This window comes from Novosphingobium sp. SG720 (assembly GCF_012275365.1).
Classification (GTDB): Bacteria; Pseudomonadota; Alphaproteobacteria; order Sphingomonadales; family Sphingomonadaceae; genus Novosphingobium; species Novosphingobium rhizosphaerae.
This window is the reverse complement of the sequence record NZ_JAAZQN010000001.1, coordinates 709367-728216: the sequence shown is the minus strand read 5'-3', so window position 1 is coordinate 728216 and position 18850 is coordinate 709367. Positions and strand designations below refer to the sequence as shown.

14 protein-coding genes are annotated in these 18850 nt (G+C 66.2%); 6 read left to right on the top strand and 8 right to left on the bottom strand.

Features of this window, described 5'->3' with window-relative positions:
• The first annotated feature begins 352 nt into the window (after positions 1-352).
• Positions 353-2128 carry a cation:proton antiporter gene (locus FHW94_RS03360; protein WP_168554342.1) on the top strand — a complete coding sequence of 592 codons (1776 nt, stop codon included), beginning with the start codon at positions 353-355 and terminating at the stop codon, positions 2126-2128.
• Positions 2129-2198: 70 nt separating this feature from the next.
• Here FHW94_RS03360 and FHW94_RS03355 read toward each other — a convergent pair whose 3' ends face one another.
• Complete coding sequence (locus FHW94_RS03355) at positions 2199-2873, bottom strand: outer membrane beta-barrel protein (protein ID WP_168554341.1); 675 nt, start codon at positions 2871-2873, stop codon at positions 2199-2201.
• Between the two features lie 160 nt (positions 2874-3033).
• Between FHW94_RS03355 and FHW94_RS03350 the strand changes: the two genes are divergently transcribed.
• Together FHW94_RS03350 and FHW94_RS03345 are read left to right on the top strand one after the other, a co-directional pair.
• Positions 3034-3723: a response regulator transcription factor gene (locus FHW94_RS03350; protein WP_168554340.1), complete on the top strand. Its 690-nt coding sequence runs from the start codon at positions 3034-3036 to the stop codon at positions 3721-3723.
• On the top strand, positions 3720-4862 hold the full coding sequence (locus FHW94_RS03345) for a HAMP domain-containing sensor histidine kinase (RefSeq protein WP_168554339.1): 1143 nt from the start codon (positions 3720-3722) through the stop codon (positions 4860-4862). The genes FHW94_RS03350 and FHW94_RS03345 overlap by 4 nt, the downstream gene beginning before the upstream one ends.
• 58 nt (positions 4863-4920) lie before the next feature.
• Here the strand turns inward: FHW94_RS03345 and alaS are convergent, their stop codons facing one another.
• The 7 genes from alaS to smpB all read right to left on the bottom strand — a co-directional run bounded on the left by alaS (position 4921) and on the right by smpB (position 15293).
• Positions 4921-7569, bottom strand: a complete 2649-nt coding sequence (gene alaS / locus FHW94_RS03340) for an alanine--tRNA ligase (protein WP_168554338.1) — start codon at positions 7567-7569, stop codon at positions 4921-4923.
• 64 nt (positions 7570-7633) lie between these two features.
• Positions 7634-8449: a class I SAM-dependent methyltransferase gene (locus FHW94_RS03335; RefSeq protein WP_168554337.1), complete on the bottom strand. Its 816-nt coding sequence runs from the start codon at positions 8447-8449 to the stop codon at positions 7634-7636.
• A complete protein-coding gene (locus tag FHW94_RS03330) occupies positions 8446-9876 on the bottom strand; it encodes a DUF389 domain-containing protein (RefSeq protein ID WP_168554336.1) in 1431 nt (476 codons plus the stop codon). Before FHW94_RS03330 ends, FHW94_RS03335 begins: the two co-directional genes overlap by 4 nt.
• A 296-nt stretch (positions 9877-10172) precedes the next feature.
• The gene (gene recA, locus FHW94_RS03325) at positions 10173-11243 is read right to left on the bottom strand and encodes a recombinase RecA (protein ID WP_168554335.1); all 1071 of its coding nucleotides are present in this window, start codon (positions 11241-11243) and stop codon (positions 10173-10175) included.
• Positions 11244-11631: 388 nt separating this feature from the next.
• Positions 11632-14013: an ATP-binding protein gene (locus FHW94_RS03320; protein ID WP_349237479.1), complete on the bottom strand. Its 2382-nt coding sequence runs from the start codon at positions 14011-14013 to the stop codon at positions 11632-11634.
• 138 nt (positions 14014-14151) lie between these two features.
• Positions 14152-14697 carry a DUF2062 domain-containing protein gene (locus tag FHW94_RS03315; RefSeq protein ID WP_168554334.1) on the bottom strand — a complete coding sequence of 182 codons (546 nt, stop codon included), beginning with the start codon at positions 14695-14697 and terminating at the stop codon, positions 14152-14154.
• 113 nt (positions 14698-14810) lie between these two features.
• Complete coding sequence (gene smpB, locus FHW94_RS03310) at positions 14811-15293, bottom strand: SsrA-binding protein SmpB (protein ID WP_168554333.1); 483 nt, start codon at positions 15291-15293, stop codon at positions 14811-14813.
• 206 nt (positions 15294-15499) lie between these two features.
• Between smpB and FHW94_RS03305 the strand changes: the two genes are divergently transcribed.
• The 3 genes from FHW94_RS03305 to FHW94_RS03295 all read left to right on the top strand — a co-directional run bounded on the left by FHW94_RS03305 (position 15500) and on the right by FHW94_RS03295 (position 18839).
• Positions 15500-16666, top strand: a complete 1167-nt coding sequence (locus tag FHW94_RS03305) for a patatin-like phospholipase family protein (RefSeq protein ID WP_246865862.1) — start codon at positions 15500-15502, stop codon at positions 16664-16666.
• Between the two features lie 52 nt (positions 16667-16718).
• Positions 16719-17501 (top strand): 3-hydroxybutyrate dehydrogenase, encoded by a 783-nt coding sequence (locus tag FHW94_RS03300; RefSeq protein ID WP_168554332.1) that lies wholly within the window; start codon positions 16719-16721, stop codon positions 17499-17501.
• Positions 17502-17624: 123 nt separating this feature from the next.
• Positions 17625-18839: an argininosuccinate synthase gene (locus FHW94_RS03295; RefSeq protein ID WP_168554331.1), complete on the top strand. Its 1215-nt coding sequence runs from the start codon at positions 17625-17627 to the stop codon at positions 18837-18839.
• Positions 18840-18850: the final 11 nt, after the last annotated feature.

The following is an 18850-nucleotide window of genomic DNA, read 5'->3' as shown; positions in this document are numbered from 1 at the left end:
GTTTGAGGCCAAAGGCCCCGTCGCGAGGAGAAAGCGCGCAGGAATATCTTATATATTTCCAGTGCTTTCGACGCTGCGAAGGGGCCTTTGGGTCAAATCCCGAAGGGACGCCAAAATGGCTTCCATCTCAGCCCAAAGTGCCCTTGCAAAGGCTACCAGCCTTCGCGGCGGGCACTTTGGCCCGATATGTTCGCCATTTTGGCGCCTCTGGGGCGCCATTTATGAGTTCACGACCTAGGTCTAGGAAATTTCACCGCCTTGATCCGGATCGGCGGTATTCTTTTGCCCCAGTCACACAATCTTACGTGAGCCGGGGGTGGCCAAGTGCGACCATAACCCCTAGCCTGGGGCGATGGCAGGCCAGTTCGCATCCACGTCCGCCCTGTCCGATGCCCTGGTGATCCTGGGCGCGGCGGGTATCGTCATTCCCGCCTTTGCGCGGTTCCGCATCACGCCGATCATCGGCTTCATTCTCGTCGGGCTGCTCGTGGGCCCCTATGGCCTGGGCTCGCTGGCGCAGGCCGTGCCCTGGCTCCATTACGTCACGATATCCAATCCCCACGCGATAGAGCCCTTTGCCGAATTCGGCATTATCCTGCTGCTGTTCGAGATCGGGCTGGAACTCTCGTTCAATCGCCTCTGGTCGATGCGCCGGCTGGTGTTTGGCCTGGGCGCGATGGAACTGGTCGGTTCGGCGCTGCTGGTCGGGCTGGGGCTGATGCTGCTGGGCCAGCCGGTGGCCGGTGCACTGGGCCTGGGCCTGGCGCTCGCCCTCTCGTCCACCGCGCTGGTGCTGCCGATTTCCGGTACGCAGGGCCCGGTGGGCCGCGCCGCGCTTTCCATGCTGCTGTTCGAAGACATCGCGCTGGTGCCGATCATCTTCCTGCTGGGCGCCATGGCCCCGGTGGCAGCGGCCAACGCGCCAAGCATGGTCGAAACGCTGTGGAAGGGCGGCGCGGTCATCATTGCACTGCTGGTGTTCGGCCGCTTTGGCCTGCCGCCGCTGTTCGCCCAGGCGGCGAAGACCAAGAGCCCGGAACTGTTCCTGGCCGCCAGCCTGCTGGTGGTGATCGTTGCCTCGCTCGCCACCGGGGCGGCCGGCCTGTCGCCGATCATGGGCGCCCTTCTCGCCGGGCTGCTGATCGCCGAAACCGAATACCATGGCGAGGTGGAAGCAATCACCAAGCCGTTCAAGGGCCTGGCGCTGGGCGTGTTCCTGATCACGGTGGGCATGGGGATCGACTTGCGCGTGCTGGTGGCCAATTTCTGGCCGCTGGCGCTCGGCGTGGCCGGCGTGGTGGTGGCCAAGGCGCTCGTTACCGGGCTGCTGCTGCTGTTCTGGGGCAAGGAGCGTTCCACCGCGCTGGAAACCGGCATCCTGATGTCCAGCCCTTCGGAAACCACGCTGATCGTGCTGGGCACGGCGGCCCAGGCCCAGTTGATCCAGCCGGCCACCGCGCAATTCTGGCAAATCGTCACCGCCATCGGTCTCACCATCACGCCGCTTTTGGCCAAAGTGGGCCAGGTTGGCGCGGGCCGCGTGCGCAACCGCGTGCGCCCGGACGAGGTTGCCGTGGACGAACCCGAGGGCAATCGCACCGTGATCCTGGGCTTTGGCCGCGTCGGCCGGCTGATCGGCGAAATGCTGACCGAACATGGCCGCCCATACCTCGCGCTCGATGCCGAACCGGCAGTGGTGCGCGCCGCGCGGTCGGCCGGGCTCCCGGTGCTGTTCGGAAATATCGACAGCGCATCGGTGATCGAACGGCTGAACCTGGCCGAGGCCAGCGCAGTGATCGTGACGATGGACGAACCGGTGCTGGCCCTGCGCATCGTGCGCAAGCTGCGCAGCCTGGCGCCGGATGTACCGATCATCGTGCGTGCGCGCGATGCCGGCCATGCCGCCCAGCTCTATCGCGCCGGGGCCAGCCATGCCGTGCCCGAAACGCTGGAAAGTTCGCTCCAACTTTCGGAAGCCGTGCTGGTAGACCTGGGCGTGCCGATGGGCCCGGTGATCGCCTCGATCCATGAAAAGCGCGACCAGTTTCGCCAACAGATCATGGCCGAAGGCGAACTGGCCACTCCACCCCGCCTCAAGGCCAGCCGGCTGCGCGATCGCCCCGCCTGATCGGCTTGGCTGCGCGCGCGCAGCGGGCGGCAACGCCAATCGGCGCGCCACCCCGCCAATCTGCCCGTGATCAGAAGCGATAGCGCAGGCCCACGGTGCCGGAAATGCCATTGAGTTGGGGCGCGAACTGCGTGGCGACGCCATCGCTTTGGCCGTCGAACGTCAGGCTGCTGACACGTGTGTAGCGCGCGCCGACTTCGACCGTCGCCTTGCGCGACACCTTGATGCCCAGGCCCGCATCGGCATGCCACAGGAAGCCCCAGTCCTTGCCGGAATAGCTGCTGCCCGCGCCAGTCACGGCATCCACGCGCGAAAGATCGGCATCGACCCGCGCCACGCCCACGCCACCGCCGACATAGGGCACGAAAACGCGACCGAGCGGAATATCGACATAGCCGTTCACGCTCATCGTGAACATCTTGGCCCGGCCATCGGCCAGGAACCCACCGGCCTCGGCGCGATCGCGGTTGAGCTTGAGATCGGTGTAGCCGATGGTCTGTTCCAGGCGGAACATGCCGAAATCATAACCGCCGCCGATTTCGCCGGTCACGCCGGTGCGATACTTGGTGTTGTCGTCGATCGTGACATTGGGCAGGCCATTGCGATCAAGCTTCTGATCGGGCTGGATCACGCCGCCGGCGCGCGCCACGGCATAGATCCCCTTTTCGGCGTCTTGCGCGTGGGCCTTGGTGGCCCAAGGCGCGGCAACCATGGCCAGGGCAGCAAGATGGTGGAGACGGAACATATGCGCTTCCTTGTGCATCGCCGGCAGGGGCGCCGGCTCCGCCACGGCAGTTAGCCCGACGCGATCAAGGGCCGATGGGCAAGCGATCAAGGAACGATCGAGGCGCTCTCGACCATTTCTCAACACTGCCGTGCCATGGATCGGGTGAAGAGGCACACCGATGACCGACCGCATCCTGATCGTGGAAGACGAGCGCGAGATTGCAGAAATCCTCACGCTGTACGTGGAAAATGCCGGATTCGCCGTGGCCCGCGCCACCAGCTATCAAGAGGCGGTGCGCCAGCATGCGCAGTTTGCCCCCGATCTCGTCCTGCTCGACATCGGCTTGCCCGGCGGCGACGGGCTCGACGTGCTCAGTTCGGTCCGCCGGCGGGTGGATACGCCGGTGATCATGGTCACGGCGGTGGACGATGAAGTCACCAAGCTGTCGTCCTTGCGGATCGGCGCGGATGACTACGTGGTCAAGCCGTTCAACCCGTCCGAAGTGGTGGAGCGCATCCGCGCCGTGCTGCGCCGCACGCGGGGCGGCCGCTTGCGCCGCCTGTTTGCAGCAGGCCCGGTGGAAATCGACCTGGATGCCCGCACCGCCAGTTGCGGCCCGGCCGAGAGCCGCCAACGCCTGCCGCTTACGCCCAGCGAATTCGGCATCCTGGCCCATCTGGCCGCGCATCCGCGCCGGGCCTTCTCGCGCGCGGAACTGCTGGAGGCGATTTCGCCCGACAGCGACGCCTATGACCGGGTGGTGGACAGCCACGTTTCCAACTTGCGCCAGAAGCTGATGATGGCCGGGTGCCCCGACATCATCGAGCCCGTGCGCGGCATCGGCTATCGGCTGTGGGCCGAGCGTTGAACAGCATCGTCGCGCGGTTGATCGCGCTGGCCGGGGTGATGATCGCCATCACCATGGCGGTGGGGCTGATCGCCTATTACGGCGCAGCTTACTTCCATCTGCAGGTGATGATGAAGCACATGCCGCCCGAAGCGCGGCAGGAACTGGCCGGCCTGATCGCCCATGGCCAGCAGGCCAGCCCACGCTATTTTGCGCTGTTCGAACGCTATGGCAGCGGCGCACTCGATATCAGCGATGCCGGCTTCATCCTGGCCATCGGCATCACGTCGATCGTGGCCGGCGGCACGGTTGCGGTTCTCCTGGCACGGCGGATCAGCCAACCGATCATCGCCGTGGCCGAGGCGGCCGCAGCCGTGGCCGCCGGCGATCGCTCGGTTCGGGTCGCCAAGGGGCGGGTTTCGGGCGAAGTGGGCACCTTGATCGACAGCTTCAACCGCATGGCTTCGGACATCGAGGCCTATGAGCGCGAGCGCACGGTGTTCACCGCCGGCGTCACGCACGAGTTGCGCACGCCGCTGACCATCCTCAAGGGACGGTTGCATGGCATTGCCGATGGCATGGTGCCCGCTTCCGCGGCAGAAGCCGATCGGTTGCTGCGCCAGGTGGAGCACCTGGGACGGATCGTGGAGGACTTGAAAACCCTGGCCCATGCCGATGCCGGCGAACTGGCGCTGGATCGGCGCAACCTGATGGTGGACGACGTGCTGCGCGTGTGCGTGACCGACCTGCGCGGCGGCGCCGTGGCCGCCGAAGTGGAATTTGCCGAACACTATGCCGGGGGCAAAGTGCATGGCGATGCCGTGCGGCTCAGCCAGATTTTCCTCAACCTGCTGACCAATGCCATCAAGCATGCGCCGGTGGGCAGCCGTATCCAGGTGAGCAGCCGCACCGACGGGCACCGTGCCATCATCGAAGTGATCGATGCAGGGGGCGGGTTTGCCCCGCAGGATGCCCAGCGCTTGTTCATGCCATTCTGGCGATCGCGCGCCGACAAGGTGGCGGGCCGGCCGGGCAGCGGGCTCGGCCTCGCCCTCGCAGAAAAACTGGCGGAGGCGCACGGCGGGCGCATCGTGGCGAGCAACCGTCAGGATCGATCTGGCGCGATCTTTCGGGTGGAACTGCCATTGGCCCAGGCCTGACCAGCAAAAAGGGCCGGCGCGCGCACCGGCCCCTTTTAATCCTGCCTTGCCTTGCCGATCAGCGGGCCAGCACGGCCTTGGCTGCGGCCAGGGCATCGGTCGCCTTGCTGCCATCGGGGCCGCCGCCTTGGGCCATGTCGGGACGGCCACCGCCGCCCTTGCCGCCCAGCGCTTCCACGCCCGCGCGCACCAGATCGACGGCGCTGACTTTGCCAGCGAGGTCTTCGGTCACTGCGGCTGCGATGGAGGCGCGGCCTTCGTTGACGGCCACGATCACCGCCACGCCCGAGCCCAGGCGCTGCTTGGCCTGGTCGAGAAGGCCGCGCAGTTCCTTGGGATCAAGGCCTTCCAGCACCTGCCCGGAAAACTTCGTGCCGGCCACGTCTTCGTCGGCCGTCTCGGCCTTGGCGCCGCCGCCGCCCAGGGCCAGGGCCTTCTTGGCTTCGGCCAGTTCGCGTTCCAGCTTGCGGCGTTCGTCGATGAGGGCGGCCACGCGGGCTTCCACTTCATCGGGCGTGGTGCGCAGCAGGCTGGCGGTGTGCTTGAGCGCGTCTTCGCGGCCGATCAGCCACTGCCGCGCGCCTTCGCCGGTGAGCGCCTCGATCCGGCGCACGCCCGAGGATACCGCGCTTTCGCCCACGATGCGAAACACGCCGATGTCCCCCAGCGCACGCACGTGGGTGCCGCCGCACAGTTCCACCGAATAGACTTTGTCGGTGGTGTGGCGGCCCATCGAGAGCACACGCACTTCATCGCCATACTTTTCGCCAAACAGCGCCATGGCGCCGGCCGCAATGGCATCATCGGGCGTCATCAAGCGCGTCGTCACCGGCTCGTTGGCGCGGATTTCCGCGTTCACTTCGGCTTCGATCGCGGTGATGTCGTCGGCGGTCAGCGCGGTGGGATGCGAAAAGTCGAAGCGCAGGCGATCGGGCGCGACGAGCGAGCCCTTCTGCGTGACATGGCCGCCCAGGCGGTTGCGCAGCGCCTGGTGCAGCAGGTGCGTGGCCGAATGGTTGGCACGCGTGGCATCGCGGCGCGCGACATCGACGACCAGTTGCACGGCATCGCCCACCTTGATCGTGCCCGCGTCCACCACGGCCTGGTGCGCATGGAGGCGGCCAAGCGGCTTGGCGGTGTCGGTCACGGTGATCTTGAGGCCATCGGCGCCGGCGATCGTGCCGGTATCGCCCATCTGGCCACCGCTTTCGCCATAGAACGGCGTCTGGTTGGTCAGCACGGTCACGCTGTCGCCGGCCTGGGCCACCTGCACTTCCGCGCCGTCCTTGACCAGCGCAACCACCACGCCTTCGCCGCTGGTGGCGGTGTAGCCGGTGAATTCCGTCGCGCCTTCGCGCTCGGCAATGTCGAACCACACTTCGCTCGACGCCGCGTCGCCCGACCCCTTCCACGCAGCGCGGGCGGCAGCTTTCTGCTGCGCCATGGCGGCATCGAAACCGGCGCGGTCCACGCTCACGCCACGGGCGCGCAGGGCATCTTCAGTGAGGTCATAGGGGAAGCCGAACGTGTCATAGAGGCGGAACGCGGTTTCGCCCGGCAGCTTGTCGCCCTCGCCCAGCCCGGCCGAGGCTTCGTCGAGCAGGCGCAGGCCGTTGGACAGGGTCTGGCGGAAACGGGTTTCCTCGCGCTGCAGCACTTCCTCGATCAGCGGCTGCGCGCGGCCGAGTTCGGGATAGGCCTGGCCCATTTCCGTAACCAGCGAGCCCACCAGGCGGTGCATCAGCGGATCCTTGGCGCCCAGCAGATGCGCGTGGCGCATGGCGCGGCGCATGATCCGGCGCAGCACATAGCCGCGCCCTTCGTTCGAGGGCAGCACGCCATCGGCCAGCAGGAAGCTGGACGAGCGCAGGTGATCGGCGATCACGCGGTGGCTCGCGGTGTGCTCGCCGGCCGCCTTGACGCCGGTGAGGCTTTCCGAAGCGGCGATCAGCGCGCGGAACGTATCGGTGTCATAGTTGTCGTGCTCCCCCTGGAGCACGGCAGCGATGCGTTCCAGGCCCATGCCGGTGTCGATCGAGGGCTTGGGCAGATTGCCGACGATTTCGCCGGCCGCCTGCTCGAACTGCATGAACACGAGGTTCCAGATTTCGATAAAGCGGTCGCCGTCCTCGTCCGGGCTGCCGGGAGGGCCACCGGGAATGTGCGCGCCGTGATCGTAGAAGATTTCCGAGCACGGACCGCATGGGCCATCGTCGCCCATGGCCCAGAAATTGTCCTTGGTGGCGATGCGGATGATCTTGTCATCGCTCAAGCCGGCGATCTTGCGCCACAGCGCGGCAGCGTCTTCGTCGGTGTGATAGACCGTCACCAGCAGCTTTTCAGCCGGGATGCCCCACACCTTGGTCAGCAGGGTCCAGGCGTTGGTGATCGCCTGCTCCTTGAAGTAATCGCCGAACGAGAAATTGCCCAGCATTTCGAAGAACGTGTGGTGCCGAGCGGTATAGCCCACGTTGTCCAGATCGTTGTGCTTGCCCCCGGCGCGCACGCACTTCTGCGAAGATGTGGCGCGGGGAATGGCGCGCGTTTCCAGGCCCGTGAAGACGTTCTTGAACGGGACCATGCCCGCATTGGTGAACATCAGCGTCGGGTCGTTATACGGAACGAGCGGCGCGGACGGCACCACTTCGTGGCCTTGGGAGCCGAAGTATTCCAGGAAGGACCGGCGGATTTCGTTCGTCGAAGTCATGACCCGCCGATTAGGCGAGGCGCGGCTGCGGAACAAGCGGGATTCATCGCTAACCGTGATCGCTTTACGCTTTCGTGGCGGTAACGATCCAGGCGGCAGCGGCGAAGGATACTTCGTCGTTCCGGTGATGCGCGGCAATCACCTGGCGCAACCGGTGTTCGATACCGGCGCGATCGGCCTCTGCCGCCTGGCGCAGGGCAGAGGCCGCCGGGCCGATGCGCCGGAACAGGGCCAGCGCCTGTGCTTCTGCATCGGCGCCTTCCCCGGCACGATAGCGGAAATCGTGGGGCGTGAATGCCAGGTCGGTCCATCCGGCCAGCATCGCGCGGACATGATCGGGATCGGCAAAGGCAAATGGGCCTGGAGCGCGGGGATCGGGCAGGCTGGCCGGCGGCGGCGCAAGGCTGGCCATCGTGCTGGCCCAGGCATTGTGTGCCGGCGCACGGAAGCAGGAAAAGACCAGCCGCGCACCCGGCGCGGCGGAAGCGGCCAACTGGCGAAACGCGGCGGGCGGATCGGCAAAGAACATCACCCCGTGGCGCGAGACCAGCAGATCGGGCACGAACGCGGGATCGGACCAGGCCCCGGCATCGGCCAGATCGAACCGGGCATTGGCGCAGCCCTGCCCGCGTTGCCGGGCTGCCTCGATCAGGTCAGCCGAGACATCTATGCCGCGCACCTGCGCGGCCGGGCGCGCCTGCGCCACGGCGAGCGAGAGTTCCCCCGCGCCGCAGCCGATATCCAGGATGCGGGCACCCGGTTGCGCGGCGATGGCGGCCAGAAGCACCGGCGTGAGCGCGCAGAACGAGCGATCGGTGCGCTGCCACTCTTCGGCCCAGGCACGGCCGACGCCACCCTGCCAATCGCTTGTGCCGGTCATCGTTGCCTGTCTTCCTGCGGTTGGCCCCATGCCAGGCGGAGCGGACCGCCAGCGTCCCCTTCATCGGCCCTGGCCGCGTTTTCGGCAAGGGCGGCGGCCACGGCCTGCCGCTGGCGCGCGGTGCCGCCGCGCACGCTGAGCGCAAGGCCGCGGCGCTGCGCGGCCCAGGCGGCGGCATCCAGCGCGGCGGGATCGATCACGCCGTCAACCGGGACGATGGCGGGCAGCGGAGCGCCCGGTGGCGGCACGAGATGCGCCGTCCAGCCCGGTTCGGGCGCGGTCGCGCGCTGTTCCAGCACGCGGTAGCCGGCCATGCTCAGCCCCGGAAGCGGCGCGGCGGCGACGGTCAGCGTGCGAGTGGCGCGATCGACGCTCACCACATCGGGCGCCGCCCCGGCCACTTGCGCCAGGCGCGCCACGGCTGCGTTCAATCCGACGCCATAGGCCCCATCGCCATCGGCGGCGTGGGCGATCTGCGCCGCTTCGGCCGCACCCACTTCCTGCGCCGTGCGCAATTGATCGACATGGATATCGACCGGCTGCACCAGCCGCGCCCGCAAGTCATCGGCAAGATGGCCATCGGCCGCCGGATCGACCGTGGGGGTGAGGATCATGGCACGCACGCGGATCGGCCGGGCGCTGTAATCGATGTCCAACTGGCCAAGGCGGGCGCTGTCGGGAAAGCGTTCGCGAATGGTGTCGCGCACCTGGCGCTGGACCAGCGATTCGAACGCGATCTGGCGCAATGCCGCGCCGAGCGGCACGGACAGCAGGCCAAGCGCGGCCAGGAACATCGTGAGTTGCAGGCCGGTATGGTGGGGCGAAAGGTGGCTGCCGAACCCATGGACGCGGGCGACCAGCGCGGCGGTCAATGCGATAGTCACGGCGTTGGTCACGAACAGCAGCAGCGCCCCGCCCCACACCGTGGCGTTCCCGGTGGCAAGGCCAAAGCCCACGACGACCAGCGGCGGCATCAGGGCAATGGCAATGGCCACGCCCACCACCGCGCCGCCCCGCCCGCGGATCAGGGCATAGGCACCGGCAACGGCGGACAGCAGCGCCACCAGAAGATCGAACAGGGTGGGATGGGTGCGGCCGGCAATCTCGGTGGTGATGGTCTGGATCGGGGAGAGCCGGACGAGCACGATGGACAGCACCACGGCGATCACCGATCCGGCCCCCAGCGCAACGGCGGAACGGCGCATTTCGGCAAAATCCAGCGTGGCGATGCCAAAGCCCAGGCCAATGATCGGCATCATCAGCGGCGAAAGCAGCATGGCGCCGATCAGCACAGCCACCGACGGCATCAGCAGGCCAAGCAGCGAGAGCATCGCCGAAATCACGATCAGGAAGGCATAGCGGCCCGACCATCCCGAATCCTCGACCACCTGCCGCAGCGTGGCATCATGATCGACGCCGTCCGTCATCCAGGCCGCCCAGCGCGCGCGCCAACCCCCTGCGTTCAGGACGGGCTGTGGTGTCGTGTCTGTATGGATCGAAATGCCGTGCCTCCATGGTGGTGAAGCGAACCAAGGCTTTGCTGCCGTGCGATTTTTCGACGGAGCTGGTTCCCGCTGTGCCTCATCGCGCTTTAAACGCGCCAGGCGGGCAGCGCAAACACCGGGAAACAAAACGTAATCGGCGCGCCGCCCGCAATGGGTGGCGCGCCGATCAGGATATCGGGTGAAAGGCCAGCAGGCGCGCCGGGCGCCTGCCGCGCCGATCAGTTGTCGTCGTCGGCGTCAGGGCCGGCCATCAGGCCTTCGGCCACCTGCTCGGTGCGGGCGCGGATCGCGGCTTCCAGCCGATCGCGCAGCTCGCCGTTTTCGCGCAGGAAGTTCTTGGCGTTTTCACGGCCCTGGCCAATGCGCACGGAATCATAGCTGAACCATGCGCCCGACTTTTCCACCAGGCCGGCCTTGACCCCCAGATCGAGGATTTCCCCGATCTTGGAAATGCCTTCGCCATACATGATGTCGAACTCCACCTGCTTGAACGGCGGGGCGACCTTGTTCTTGACCACCTTCACGCGGGTGGTGTTGCCGGTGATTTCGTCACGATCCTTGATCTGGCCGGTGCGGCGGATATCGAGACGGACCGAAGCATAGAACTTGAGCGCGTTACCACCGGTGGTGGTTTCCGGGTTGCCGTACATCACCCCGATCTTCATGCGCACCTGGTTGATGAAGATCACCATGCAGCGCGAACGGCTGATCGAGCCGGTCAGCTTGCGCAGCGCCTGGCTCATCAATCGGGCCTGAAGGCCGACGTGGCTATCGCCCATTTCGCCTTCGATTTCGGCGCGGGGGACCAGCGCGGCCACCGAGTCCACCACCAGGATGTCGATCGCGTTGGAGCGGACCAGCGTGTCGACGATTTCCAGCGCCTGCTCACCTGTGTCGGGCTGCGAGACGATCAGTTCGTCGATGTTGACGCCCAGCTTCTTGGCATAGACCGGATCAAGCGCGTGTTCGGCATCGACGAAGGCAGCGGTGCCACCGGTCTTCTGCGCCTCGGCAATGGCGTGCAGCGCCAGCGTGGTCTTGCCCGAGCTTTCCGGACCATAGATTTCGATGATGCGGCCGCGCGGCAGGCCGCCGATGCCCAGCGCAATATCAAGCCCGAGCGAGCCGGTGGAAACAGCCTCCACCTGCATCGTCTCTTTCGAGCCCAGCTTCATCACCGAGCCCTTGCCGAATGCGCGGTCGATCTGGGCCAGCGCGGCGTCTAGCGCCTTCTGACGATCCATGTCCTTTTCTTTGCCTTCCTGAATGAGCTTGAGCTGCGCCGCCATGGCTGCTTCCCCTTGCCTAGAGATGGCTGACACGAACCGTCAACACGCAGAACAATGTACTCACTCTGTTCCATAGGAACAAGAGGGGAACATAAATTTCACTCCAGACTGGCGACAATTCCTGCCGTCGCTTGGAATCATGGGGATTTCCGGGCCTGTTTGCAAGCTGAAGCGGGCCGCAACAGACGCGAAATCATGGTCTTTTGCGAATATCGGGAATTGCTTCCATCGTGGCAGCATTGGCGACTCAGGGTGGCTTTGTTCCTTGCCCCCTTCGTCAGGCCTGCGGCTTGCCACGCTCCCCCTGCAGGGGGAGGACCTGCTTGATCCTCCCTGTCGCGCAGCGATGGGGAGAGGACCGCCCGCGCAGCGGGTGGTGGACGGGCAATCAGCCGCCGCGCAGCACCTGTTCCACCGCCGCCACGATCTGCGCCACGGAAAACGGCTTAGCCAGGAAATGCATGTTGGGAATGTCGATCTCGCGGCGGAGCTGTTCCTCGGCATAGCCGGACATGAACAGCACGGGCAGATCGGGTTTCACCCGGCGAATCTCGCGCGCCATGGCGGGCCCGTCCATCGAAGGCATGACGACGTCGGACACCACGAGGTCGATGTCGTTGCCCGCAGCCATGATGCGGGCGAGTGCTTCCAGCCCGTCTTCGCCATCGGCGGCCGTGGTCACTTCATAGCCCTGGCGCACCAAGGCCCGTTCGGCCACGGCGCGCACGGTGTCTTCATCTTCCACCAGCAGCACGCGCCCGCCGCCAGTCCACTCCGTGCGGCGCGTTTCGGCCTTGGGCCGCGCGGCTTCGGCCGCCTCGGCTGGATCGGGCACGTGGACAGGCAGATAGATGGTAAAGCGCGTGCCCTTGCCCACCTCGCTATCGGCAAAGATAAACCCGCCCGATTGCTTGACGATGCCATAGACGGTGGACAGGCCAAGGCCGGTGCCCTTGCCCTTTTCCTTGGTGGTGAAGAACGGTTCGAAAATCTTGCCAATCTGCGAAGGCTTGATGCCGTGCCCGGTGTCTTCCACGACCAGCGCGGTGTAATCCGCGATCGGCAGGATTTCGCTTTTCATTGCGCGCACGTCATTCGCGGTGACGCGGCGCGTGGCGATGCGCAGCGTGCCGCCGGCCTTGGTATCGGTGCCATTGGCGGTCATCGCGTCGCGCGCGTTCACCGCCAGGTTGAGCAGCACCTGCTCCAGTTGCACCGGATCGGCGCGCACCAGGCCCAGATCGCGGTCATGCGTCACGTCGAGCTGGATCTTCTCGCCCAGCAGGCGCTTCAACAGCGTGGAAACCTCGGCCACCACATCGGGCAGTTGCAGCACTTCGGGGCGCAGCGTCTGCTGGCGCGAGAACGCCAGCAATTGCCGGGTGAGCGAGGCGGCACGGTTGGAATTGGCCTTGATCTGCTGGATATCGTCGTAATCGCTGTCACCGGGCGTGTGGCGCATCAGGATCAAGTCGCAATAGCCGATGATCGCGGTGAGCACGTTGTTGAAATCGTGCGCCACCCCGCCGGCGAGCTGGCCCACGGCCTGCATCTTGGTGGCCTGCGCGATCTCGCGCTTGAGGCGGGCTTCCTCGGTCGAATCCTTGAGGGACAGCAGCACCGCCCCCTCACCGATGCCGCGCACACCAGCCAGGCTGAGCGAGACCGGCTCTTCGGGCGAAGCGCGCAGCCGCACCGCCACGTCTCCGGCCGTGGGCGCGCCCTGGGTATAGCGGCGCACGGCATCGGCCAGGGCGCCCTTGTCCTCGCGGATCACCAGGTCGGACGGATAGGGCGGCGGGACGGTATCGTCGTGGCCCGCGGCGCGCAGGAAAGCACGGTTGGCAAAGAGAAAACGGCCATCGCGGTCGGTCATCGCCAGGCCGAGCGGCAGGCGCGAAAGCAGCGCCTCGATCTGCGGAAGCCCCGCGCGCGCATCACCGAGCGCGCCATCGTTGTCGATGATCAGGAACAGCGAGGGCACCCGTGCCGGATCGGAAATGGCCCCGGTGCCTGCCACGCCATCGGGATCGACAACCGGCACATGGACAAAGCGCACTGGCATGCCCCGCGCGCCTTCGCGGGCATAGAAGATGCGCTCGCTATCATCAGCGCGGAACCAGGAAACGAAATCGCTGCCGACAACAGCGCTGCCCTCGCCATTGGCGCGGGCGGCAAAGGCGGTGTTGGCCGCCCGCACCCGCCCATCGGGCATGACCACGGCGGCCTGGATACCCTCGCGCGCCAGTGCGCGGCCGAGCTTGCCCGCGACATGGCCGGCCATGTCGGCCACCAGATCGGCCTGCGCCAGCGGCACGAAACGGCAGACGAGGTGATCCTGCCCGCGCCCGGCGCGCAGCAGGTCTACCCGCCAGCGCCCCTTGGGCGAGGCAACCTGGTCCAGATGCGCCCGGCCATCGCGCCATGCGGCCCGCACCGCGCCATCGAGCGCATCGGCGTCTTGCCCATCGAGCGGCACGCGCGGGGGCGCGGCATGGCCAAACCATTGGGCAAAGCGGCTGTTGGCGCAAGCCAGGCGCCCGGCCCGGTCGATGATCGCCAGCGCTTCGTCAGGCCGTTCGATCGCCGTGAAAGTGACCGACCAATCGGGCGCCGCCAAGGCGGCATCGGCCCGTTGGGGCACGAACCGCACGACCAGCCGCGCCGCCAGAACCAGCGCACCAAGGCCGACGAGATAGGCCAGCGCGAGAACCGCATCGCCCGCGACCAGCCACAGCACCAGAGCGCCGAGCGCCGCTGCCGCGGCCACCGCAATGGCATCGCGTCGCCAGGCCGGGCCTCCACCCGCCTGCGTGGCCGAGCGGTCGCTCTCCCCCTCGATGTCGCCCGCTGCGGCCGGCACGCTCGCTCCCTTCACCCCTGCAGGCGGCAAAGCCCGCCCACTTCATCAATGCCCGGCGCGCATGGCCAGGCGCGTGCGCCGCTTGTGCACCGTCCACCAGCGCCAGGCAAACGCCGCGATGACATAGCCCAGCGCGGCAGCCACCACCGAGATCACGAACAGGCCAAACACCAGCGCGGGGGCCGCATCGGACAGCAGCCAGCCCGTCCATTCCGAAAGGCTGGCGCCGCGTTCGAACAGCCCCATGAACGTGGCGACATCGGCGTGGAAGCCAAACCAGTTGCCTAGCGCGAGCGAGGCGGCAATGAACAGCGGCGTTGTCGCCGGATTGGAGAGGAACGTCATCCCCGCGGCAATCGGGATATTGCCGCGAAACGGCAGGCACATGGCCGCAGCACCCGCAATCTGCACCCCCGGGATCATCGCGAAGATGCCCACCAACAGGCCGATCGCGACGCCGCGCGGCACCGAGCGGCGGGTGAAGCGCCACAGTTCCGCCCGCGCCGCAAGCGGCCCGGTAAAGCGGTTGCGCTCCATCTGCTCGCGCGTGGGCATCGAGGAGCGGACCATCGTGGCTATCTTCTGATGCATCGAAACGGCAGTTCCTGGTGGTTGTGGCAGCAATGGTGGCGGCCAAGGCGTTCGCCGCGATCCTGCACCCGCCCAGCTTGCCAAGCGATGAAGCCGCGGGCCAAGAATCGCGTTCAGTTATGTTCGCGCATGATCCGCGCCTTGTCGCGCTGCCAATCGCGATCCTTGATCGTGGCGCGCTTGTCTGCCGCGTTCTTGCCCTTGGCCAGGGCCAGTTCCACCTTGGCCCGGCCCCGGCCGTTGAAATAGACCGACAGCGGCACCAGCGTCATGCCCTTGCGCTCTACCGCGCCATGGAACTTGGCGATTTCCCGCTCTTTCAACAGCAACTTGCGCGGGCGCTTGGGCTCGTGGTTGTAACGGTTGCCGTGGCTGAATTCGGGCACGTTGGAATTGACCAGCCAAACCTCGCCGTTCTTCACCTCGGCATAGGATTCGGCAATCGAACCTTCGCCAAAGCGGAGCGATTTCACTTCGGTGCCGGTCAGGGCGATGCCGGCCTCGTACACGTCTTCGATGAAATACTCGAACCGCGCGCGCCGGTTTTCGGCGACGATCTTCTTCTTGTCGAAGGCCTGGGGAGTTGGTCTTGCCATGATGCAGCCCATGTAGGGTGGGATTGCCCGCATGGAAAGCAGGCGAATTCCAAAGCCGCGCAAGTTTCTCCGCCACGCCCCCGCCCAGCACATGCGAAATCTGCAAGTGGCGCCCCAACAATCGGAACCGGGGTGGCGGAACCCGTCTTGCCAGTTTCACGTTGCCCTCCCACACTGCACCGCGCTGCACTGCACGCAGGCGGCGCATGACAAGGCGGAAAAAGACCACGATGGCCGATGCAACGCGCGAACGATGTGTTCTGGTGCTCCAGGGCGGCGGCGCGCTGGGCGCCTATCAGGCGGGAGTGTTCGAGGCACTGGCTGGCGAAGGCTATAGCCCCGATTGGGTGGCGGGCATTTCCATCGGCGCGATCAACGCCGCGCTTATAGCGGGCAACCCGCCAGAGCGGCGCGTGCGCAACTTGCGCGCGTTCTGGGAACAGGCATCGTCGCGCATTCCTTACCCTTCACCGTTCGCCGATGGCTGGGGCCGCCGCCTGTTCAACGAGTGGGCCGCCGCCTCGGTTGCGCTTACCGGCATTCCCGGTTTCTTTACGCCGCGCACCACGCCGCCGTGGCTGGCCCTGCCCGGCTCGCCCGATTCGATCAGCCTCTACGACACCAGCCCGTTGCGCCAGACGCTGCTCGAACTGGTGGATTTCGACCTGATCAACAGCGGCAAAGTGCGGTTCAGCGTTGGCGCGGTCAACGTGCTCAACGGCAATTTCGCCTATTTCGACAACCGCGACCGCCTGATCGAACCCGAACACGTGATGGCCAGCGGCGCCCTGCCGCCGGGCTTCCCGCCGGTCATGGTGGATGGCGAACCCTATTGGGACGGCGGCATCGTTTCCAACACGCCGCTGCAATTCGTGCTGGACGAGCGCGCGCGCGAGGCAGACCGGCACGACAGCGTCCGTGCGCAGGCCGCGCGCGATCCGGTGCTGGTGTTCCAGGTGGATCTCTTCTCCGCACGAGGGATGATGCCGCGCAGCCTGGCCGAAAGCGCGCAGCGCGAAAAGGACATCCGCTTTTCCAGCCGCACCCGGCTCAACACCGACATGCAAAAGCGGATCGAGGCGCTCGAAGCCGCCGCGGCACGGCTGGCCGAGCGCCTGCCACCCGAATTTGCCAAGGACGAAGACCTCGCCACGCTGACCGCCCACGCCCAGGATGGGCCGGTGACGATCCTGCACCTGATCAATCGCGGCGAGGATTATGAAACCCAAAGCAAGGATTACGAGTTTTCGCGCATGACGGTGAACGGCCATTGGGAAAATGGCCGCCGCGATGTGGAACGCTCGTTTGCCAGCCCGCGCTGGAAACATCGCCAGCGCCCGCAGCGCGGCATCGTCACGCTCGACCTTGCCTGACGGCAGGGCCGGCACACCTTCTGGGGACCGACCAGACCTGGAGTTTGAAAAGATGAACCTCGACAACAAGATCGCCATCGTCACCGGGGCGGCCAGCGGCATCGGCCTGGCCATTGCCAAGCGCTATGCCCAGGCCGGCGGGCGCGTGGCGATTGCCGATCTCAAGCTGGACGCGGCGCAGGCCGCTGCCGATGGCATCAACGCCGATCATCCCGGCGCGGCGATGGCAGTGGAAATGGACGTGACCAGCGAGGACCAGGTCAACGCCGGCGTTGCCAAAGTGGTGGACGCCTGGGGCGGGGTGGACATCCTGGTGTCAAACGCGGGCATCCAGATCGTCAACCCGGTGGAAAATTTCGCCTTTGCTGACTGGAAAAAGATGCTGGCGATCCATCTCGATGGCGCCTTCCTCACCAGCAAGGCCGTGCTGCCGCACATGTATGCCAAGGGCAGCGGCGCGATCCTGTTCATGGGTTCGGTCCATTCCAAGGAAGCCTCCCCGCTCAAGAGCGCCTATGTCACGGCCAAGCACGGGCTTGAGGGCCTGGCCCGCACGATCGCCAAGGAAGGCGGCAAGAAGGGCGTGCGCACCAACCTGATTTGCCCCGGTTTTGTCCGCACCCCCCTGGTGGACAAGCAGATTCCCGAACAGGCCAAGGAACTGGGGATCAGCGAGGACGAGGTGATCAAGAAGGTCATGCTCGGCCAGACCGTGGACGGCGAATTCACCACGGTCGACGATATTGCCGAAGTGGCGCTGTTCTTTGCCGCCTTCCCGACGAATGCCCTCACCGGCCAGTCGCTGGTGGCCAGCCACGGCTGGTTCATGAACTGAGCGCGGGCGCGGGGGGCGAAAATCCCCCGCGCGCCTTGCGATATGGCCCCCTGCCTGTTAGGCGCGCCCCGTCCTTGCCCTGTCCGGGCATTGTCGCGTCTTTCAGTTGAGGAGTGCCCGCCCATGTCCGAGATCAAGCGTGTCGTCCTGGCCTATTCGGGCGGGCTCGATACCTCCGTCATCCTCAAGTGGCTGCAGGTGGAATACGGCTGCGAAGTCGTGACCTTCACCGCCGACCTGGGCCAGGGCGAGGAACTGGAACCGGCCCGCGCCAAGGCCGAACTGATGGGCGTGAAGCCCGAGCACATCTATATCGACGACCTGCGCGAGGAATTCGTGCGCGATTTCGTCTTCCCCATGATGCGCGCCAATGCCCGCTATGAAGGCGATTACCTGCTCGGCACCTCGATCGCGCGGCCGCTGATTTCCAAGCGCCTGATCGAGATCGCCCGCGAAACCGGCGCCGACGCCGTGGCCCATGGCGCCACCGGCAAGGGCAACGACCAGGTGCGGTTCGAGCTTTCAGCCTATGCGCTGGAGCCGGGCATCAAGGTCATCGCCCCCTGGCGCGAATGGGACCTGACGAGCCGCACCGCGCTGATCGCCTGGGCCGAAGCGCACCAGATCCCGGTGCCCAAGGACAAGCGCGGCGAAAGCCCGTTCTCGACCGACGCCAACCTGCTGCACACCTCGTCCGAAGGCAAAGTGCTGGAAGACCCGTGGCAGGAAGTGCCCGACTATGTCTTCTCGCGCACGGTCAACCCGGAAGACGCGCCGGATGTGCCCGAATATATCACCATCGATTTCGCCAAGGGCGATGGCGTGGCGCTCAATGGCGAGGCGATGAGCCCGGCCAGTCTGCTGACCGCGCTCAACGAGCTGGGCCGCAAGCATGGCATCGGCCGCCTCGATCTGGTGGAAAACCGCTTCGTCGGCATGAAGAGCCGCGGCATGTATGAAACCCCGGGCGGCACGATCTATGCGGTGGCGCATCGCGGCATCGAATCGATCACGCTCGATCGCGGCGCGGCACACCTCAAGGACGAGCTGATGCCCAAGTATGCCGAGTTGATCTACAACGGCTTCTGGTTCTCGCCCGAGCGCGAAATGCTCCAGGCCGCGATCGACCACAGCCAGGCCAAGGTCAACGGCACCGTGCGGTTGAAGCTCTACAAGGGCCTCGCCTCGGTGGTCGGCCGCCAGTCGCCCGACAGCCTCTATTCCGAACGCCACGTGACGTTCGAAGACGATGCCGGCGCCTATGACCAGAAGGACGCGGCAGGCTTCATCAAGCTCAACGCCCTGCGTCTGCGCCTGCTGGCCCAGCAGGGGCGCTGATCTCCCTTCGA

What these genes read in the sequence shown, in the direction of transcription:
- FHW94_RS03295 (WP_168554331.1), top strand. Translation starts at nt 17,625, where the DNA reads ATGTCCGAGATCAAGCGTGTCGTCCTGGCCTATTCGGGCGGGCTCGAT.
- FHW94_RS03355 (WP_168554341.1), bottom strand. Translation starts at nt 2,873, where the DNA reads ATGTTCCGTCTCCACCATCTTGCTGCCCTGGCCATGGTTGCCGCGCCT.
- FHW94_RS03350 (WP_168554340.1), top strand. Translation starts at nt 3,034, where the DNA reads ATGACCGACCGCATCCTGATCGTGGAAGACGAGCGCGAGATTGCAGAA.
- FHW94_RS03360 (WP_168554342.1), top strand. Translation starts at nt 353, where the DNA reads ATGGCAGGCCAGTTCGCATCCACGTCCGCCCTGTCCGATGCCCTGGTG.
- FHW94_RS03305 (WP_246865862.1), top strand. Translation starts at nt 15,500, where the DNA reads ATGACAAGGCGGAAAAAGACCACGATGGCCGATGCAACGCGCGAACGA.
- FHW94_RS03315 (WP_168554334.1), bottom strand. Translation starts at nt 14,697, where the DNA reads ATGCATCAGAAGATAGCCACGATGGTCCGCTCCTCGATGCCCACGCGC.
- alaS (WP_168554338.1), bottom strand. Translation starts at nt 7,569, where the DNA reads ATGACTTCGACGAACGAAATCCGCCGGTCCTTCCTGGAATACTTCGGC.
- FHW94_RS03300 (WP_168554332.1), top strand. Translation starts at nt 16,719, where the DNA reads ATGAACCTCGACAACAAGATCGCCATCGTCACCGGGGCGGCCAGCGGC.
- FHW94_RS03330 (WP_168554336.1), bottom strand. Translation starts at nt 9,876, where the DNA reads ATGACGGACGGCGTCGATCATGATGCCACGCTGCGGCAGGTGGTCGAG.
- smpB (WP_168554333.1), bottom strand. Translation starts at nt 15,293, where the DNA reads ATGGCAAGACCAACTCCCCAGGCCTTCGACAAGAAGAAGATCGTCGCC.
- FHW94_RS03335 (WP_168554337.1), bottom strand. Translation starts at nt 8,449, where the DNA reads ATGACCGGCACAAGCGATTGGCAGGGTGGCGTCGGCCGTGCCTGGGCC.
- recA (WP_168554335.1), bottom strand. Translation starts at nt 11,243, where the DNA reads ATGGCGGCGCAGCTCAAGCTCATTCAGGAAGGCAAAGAAAAGGACATG.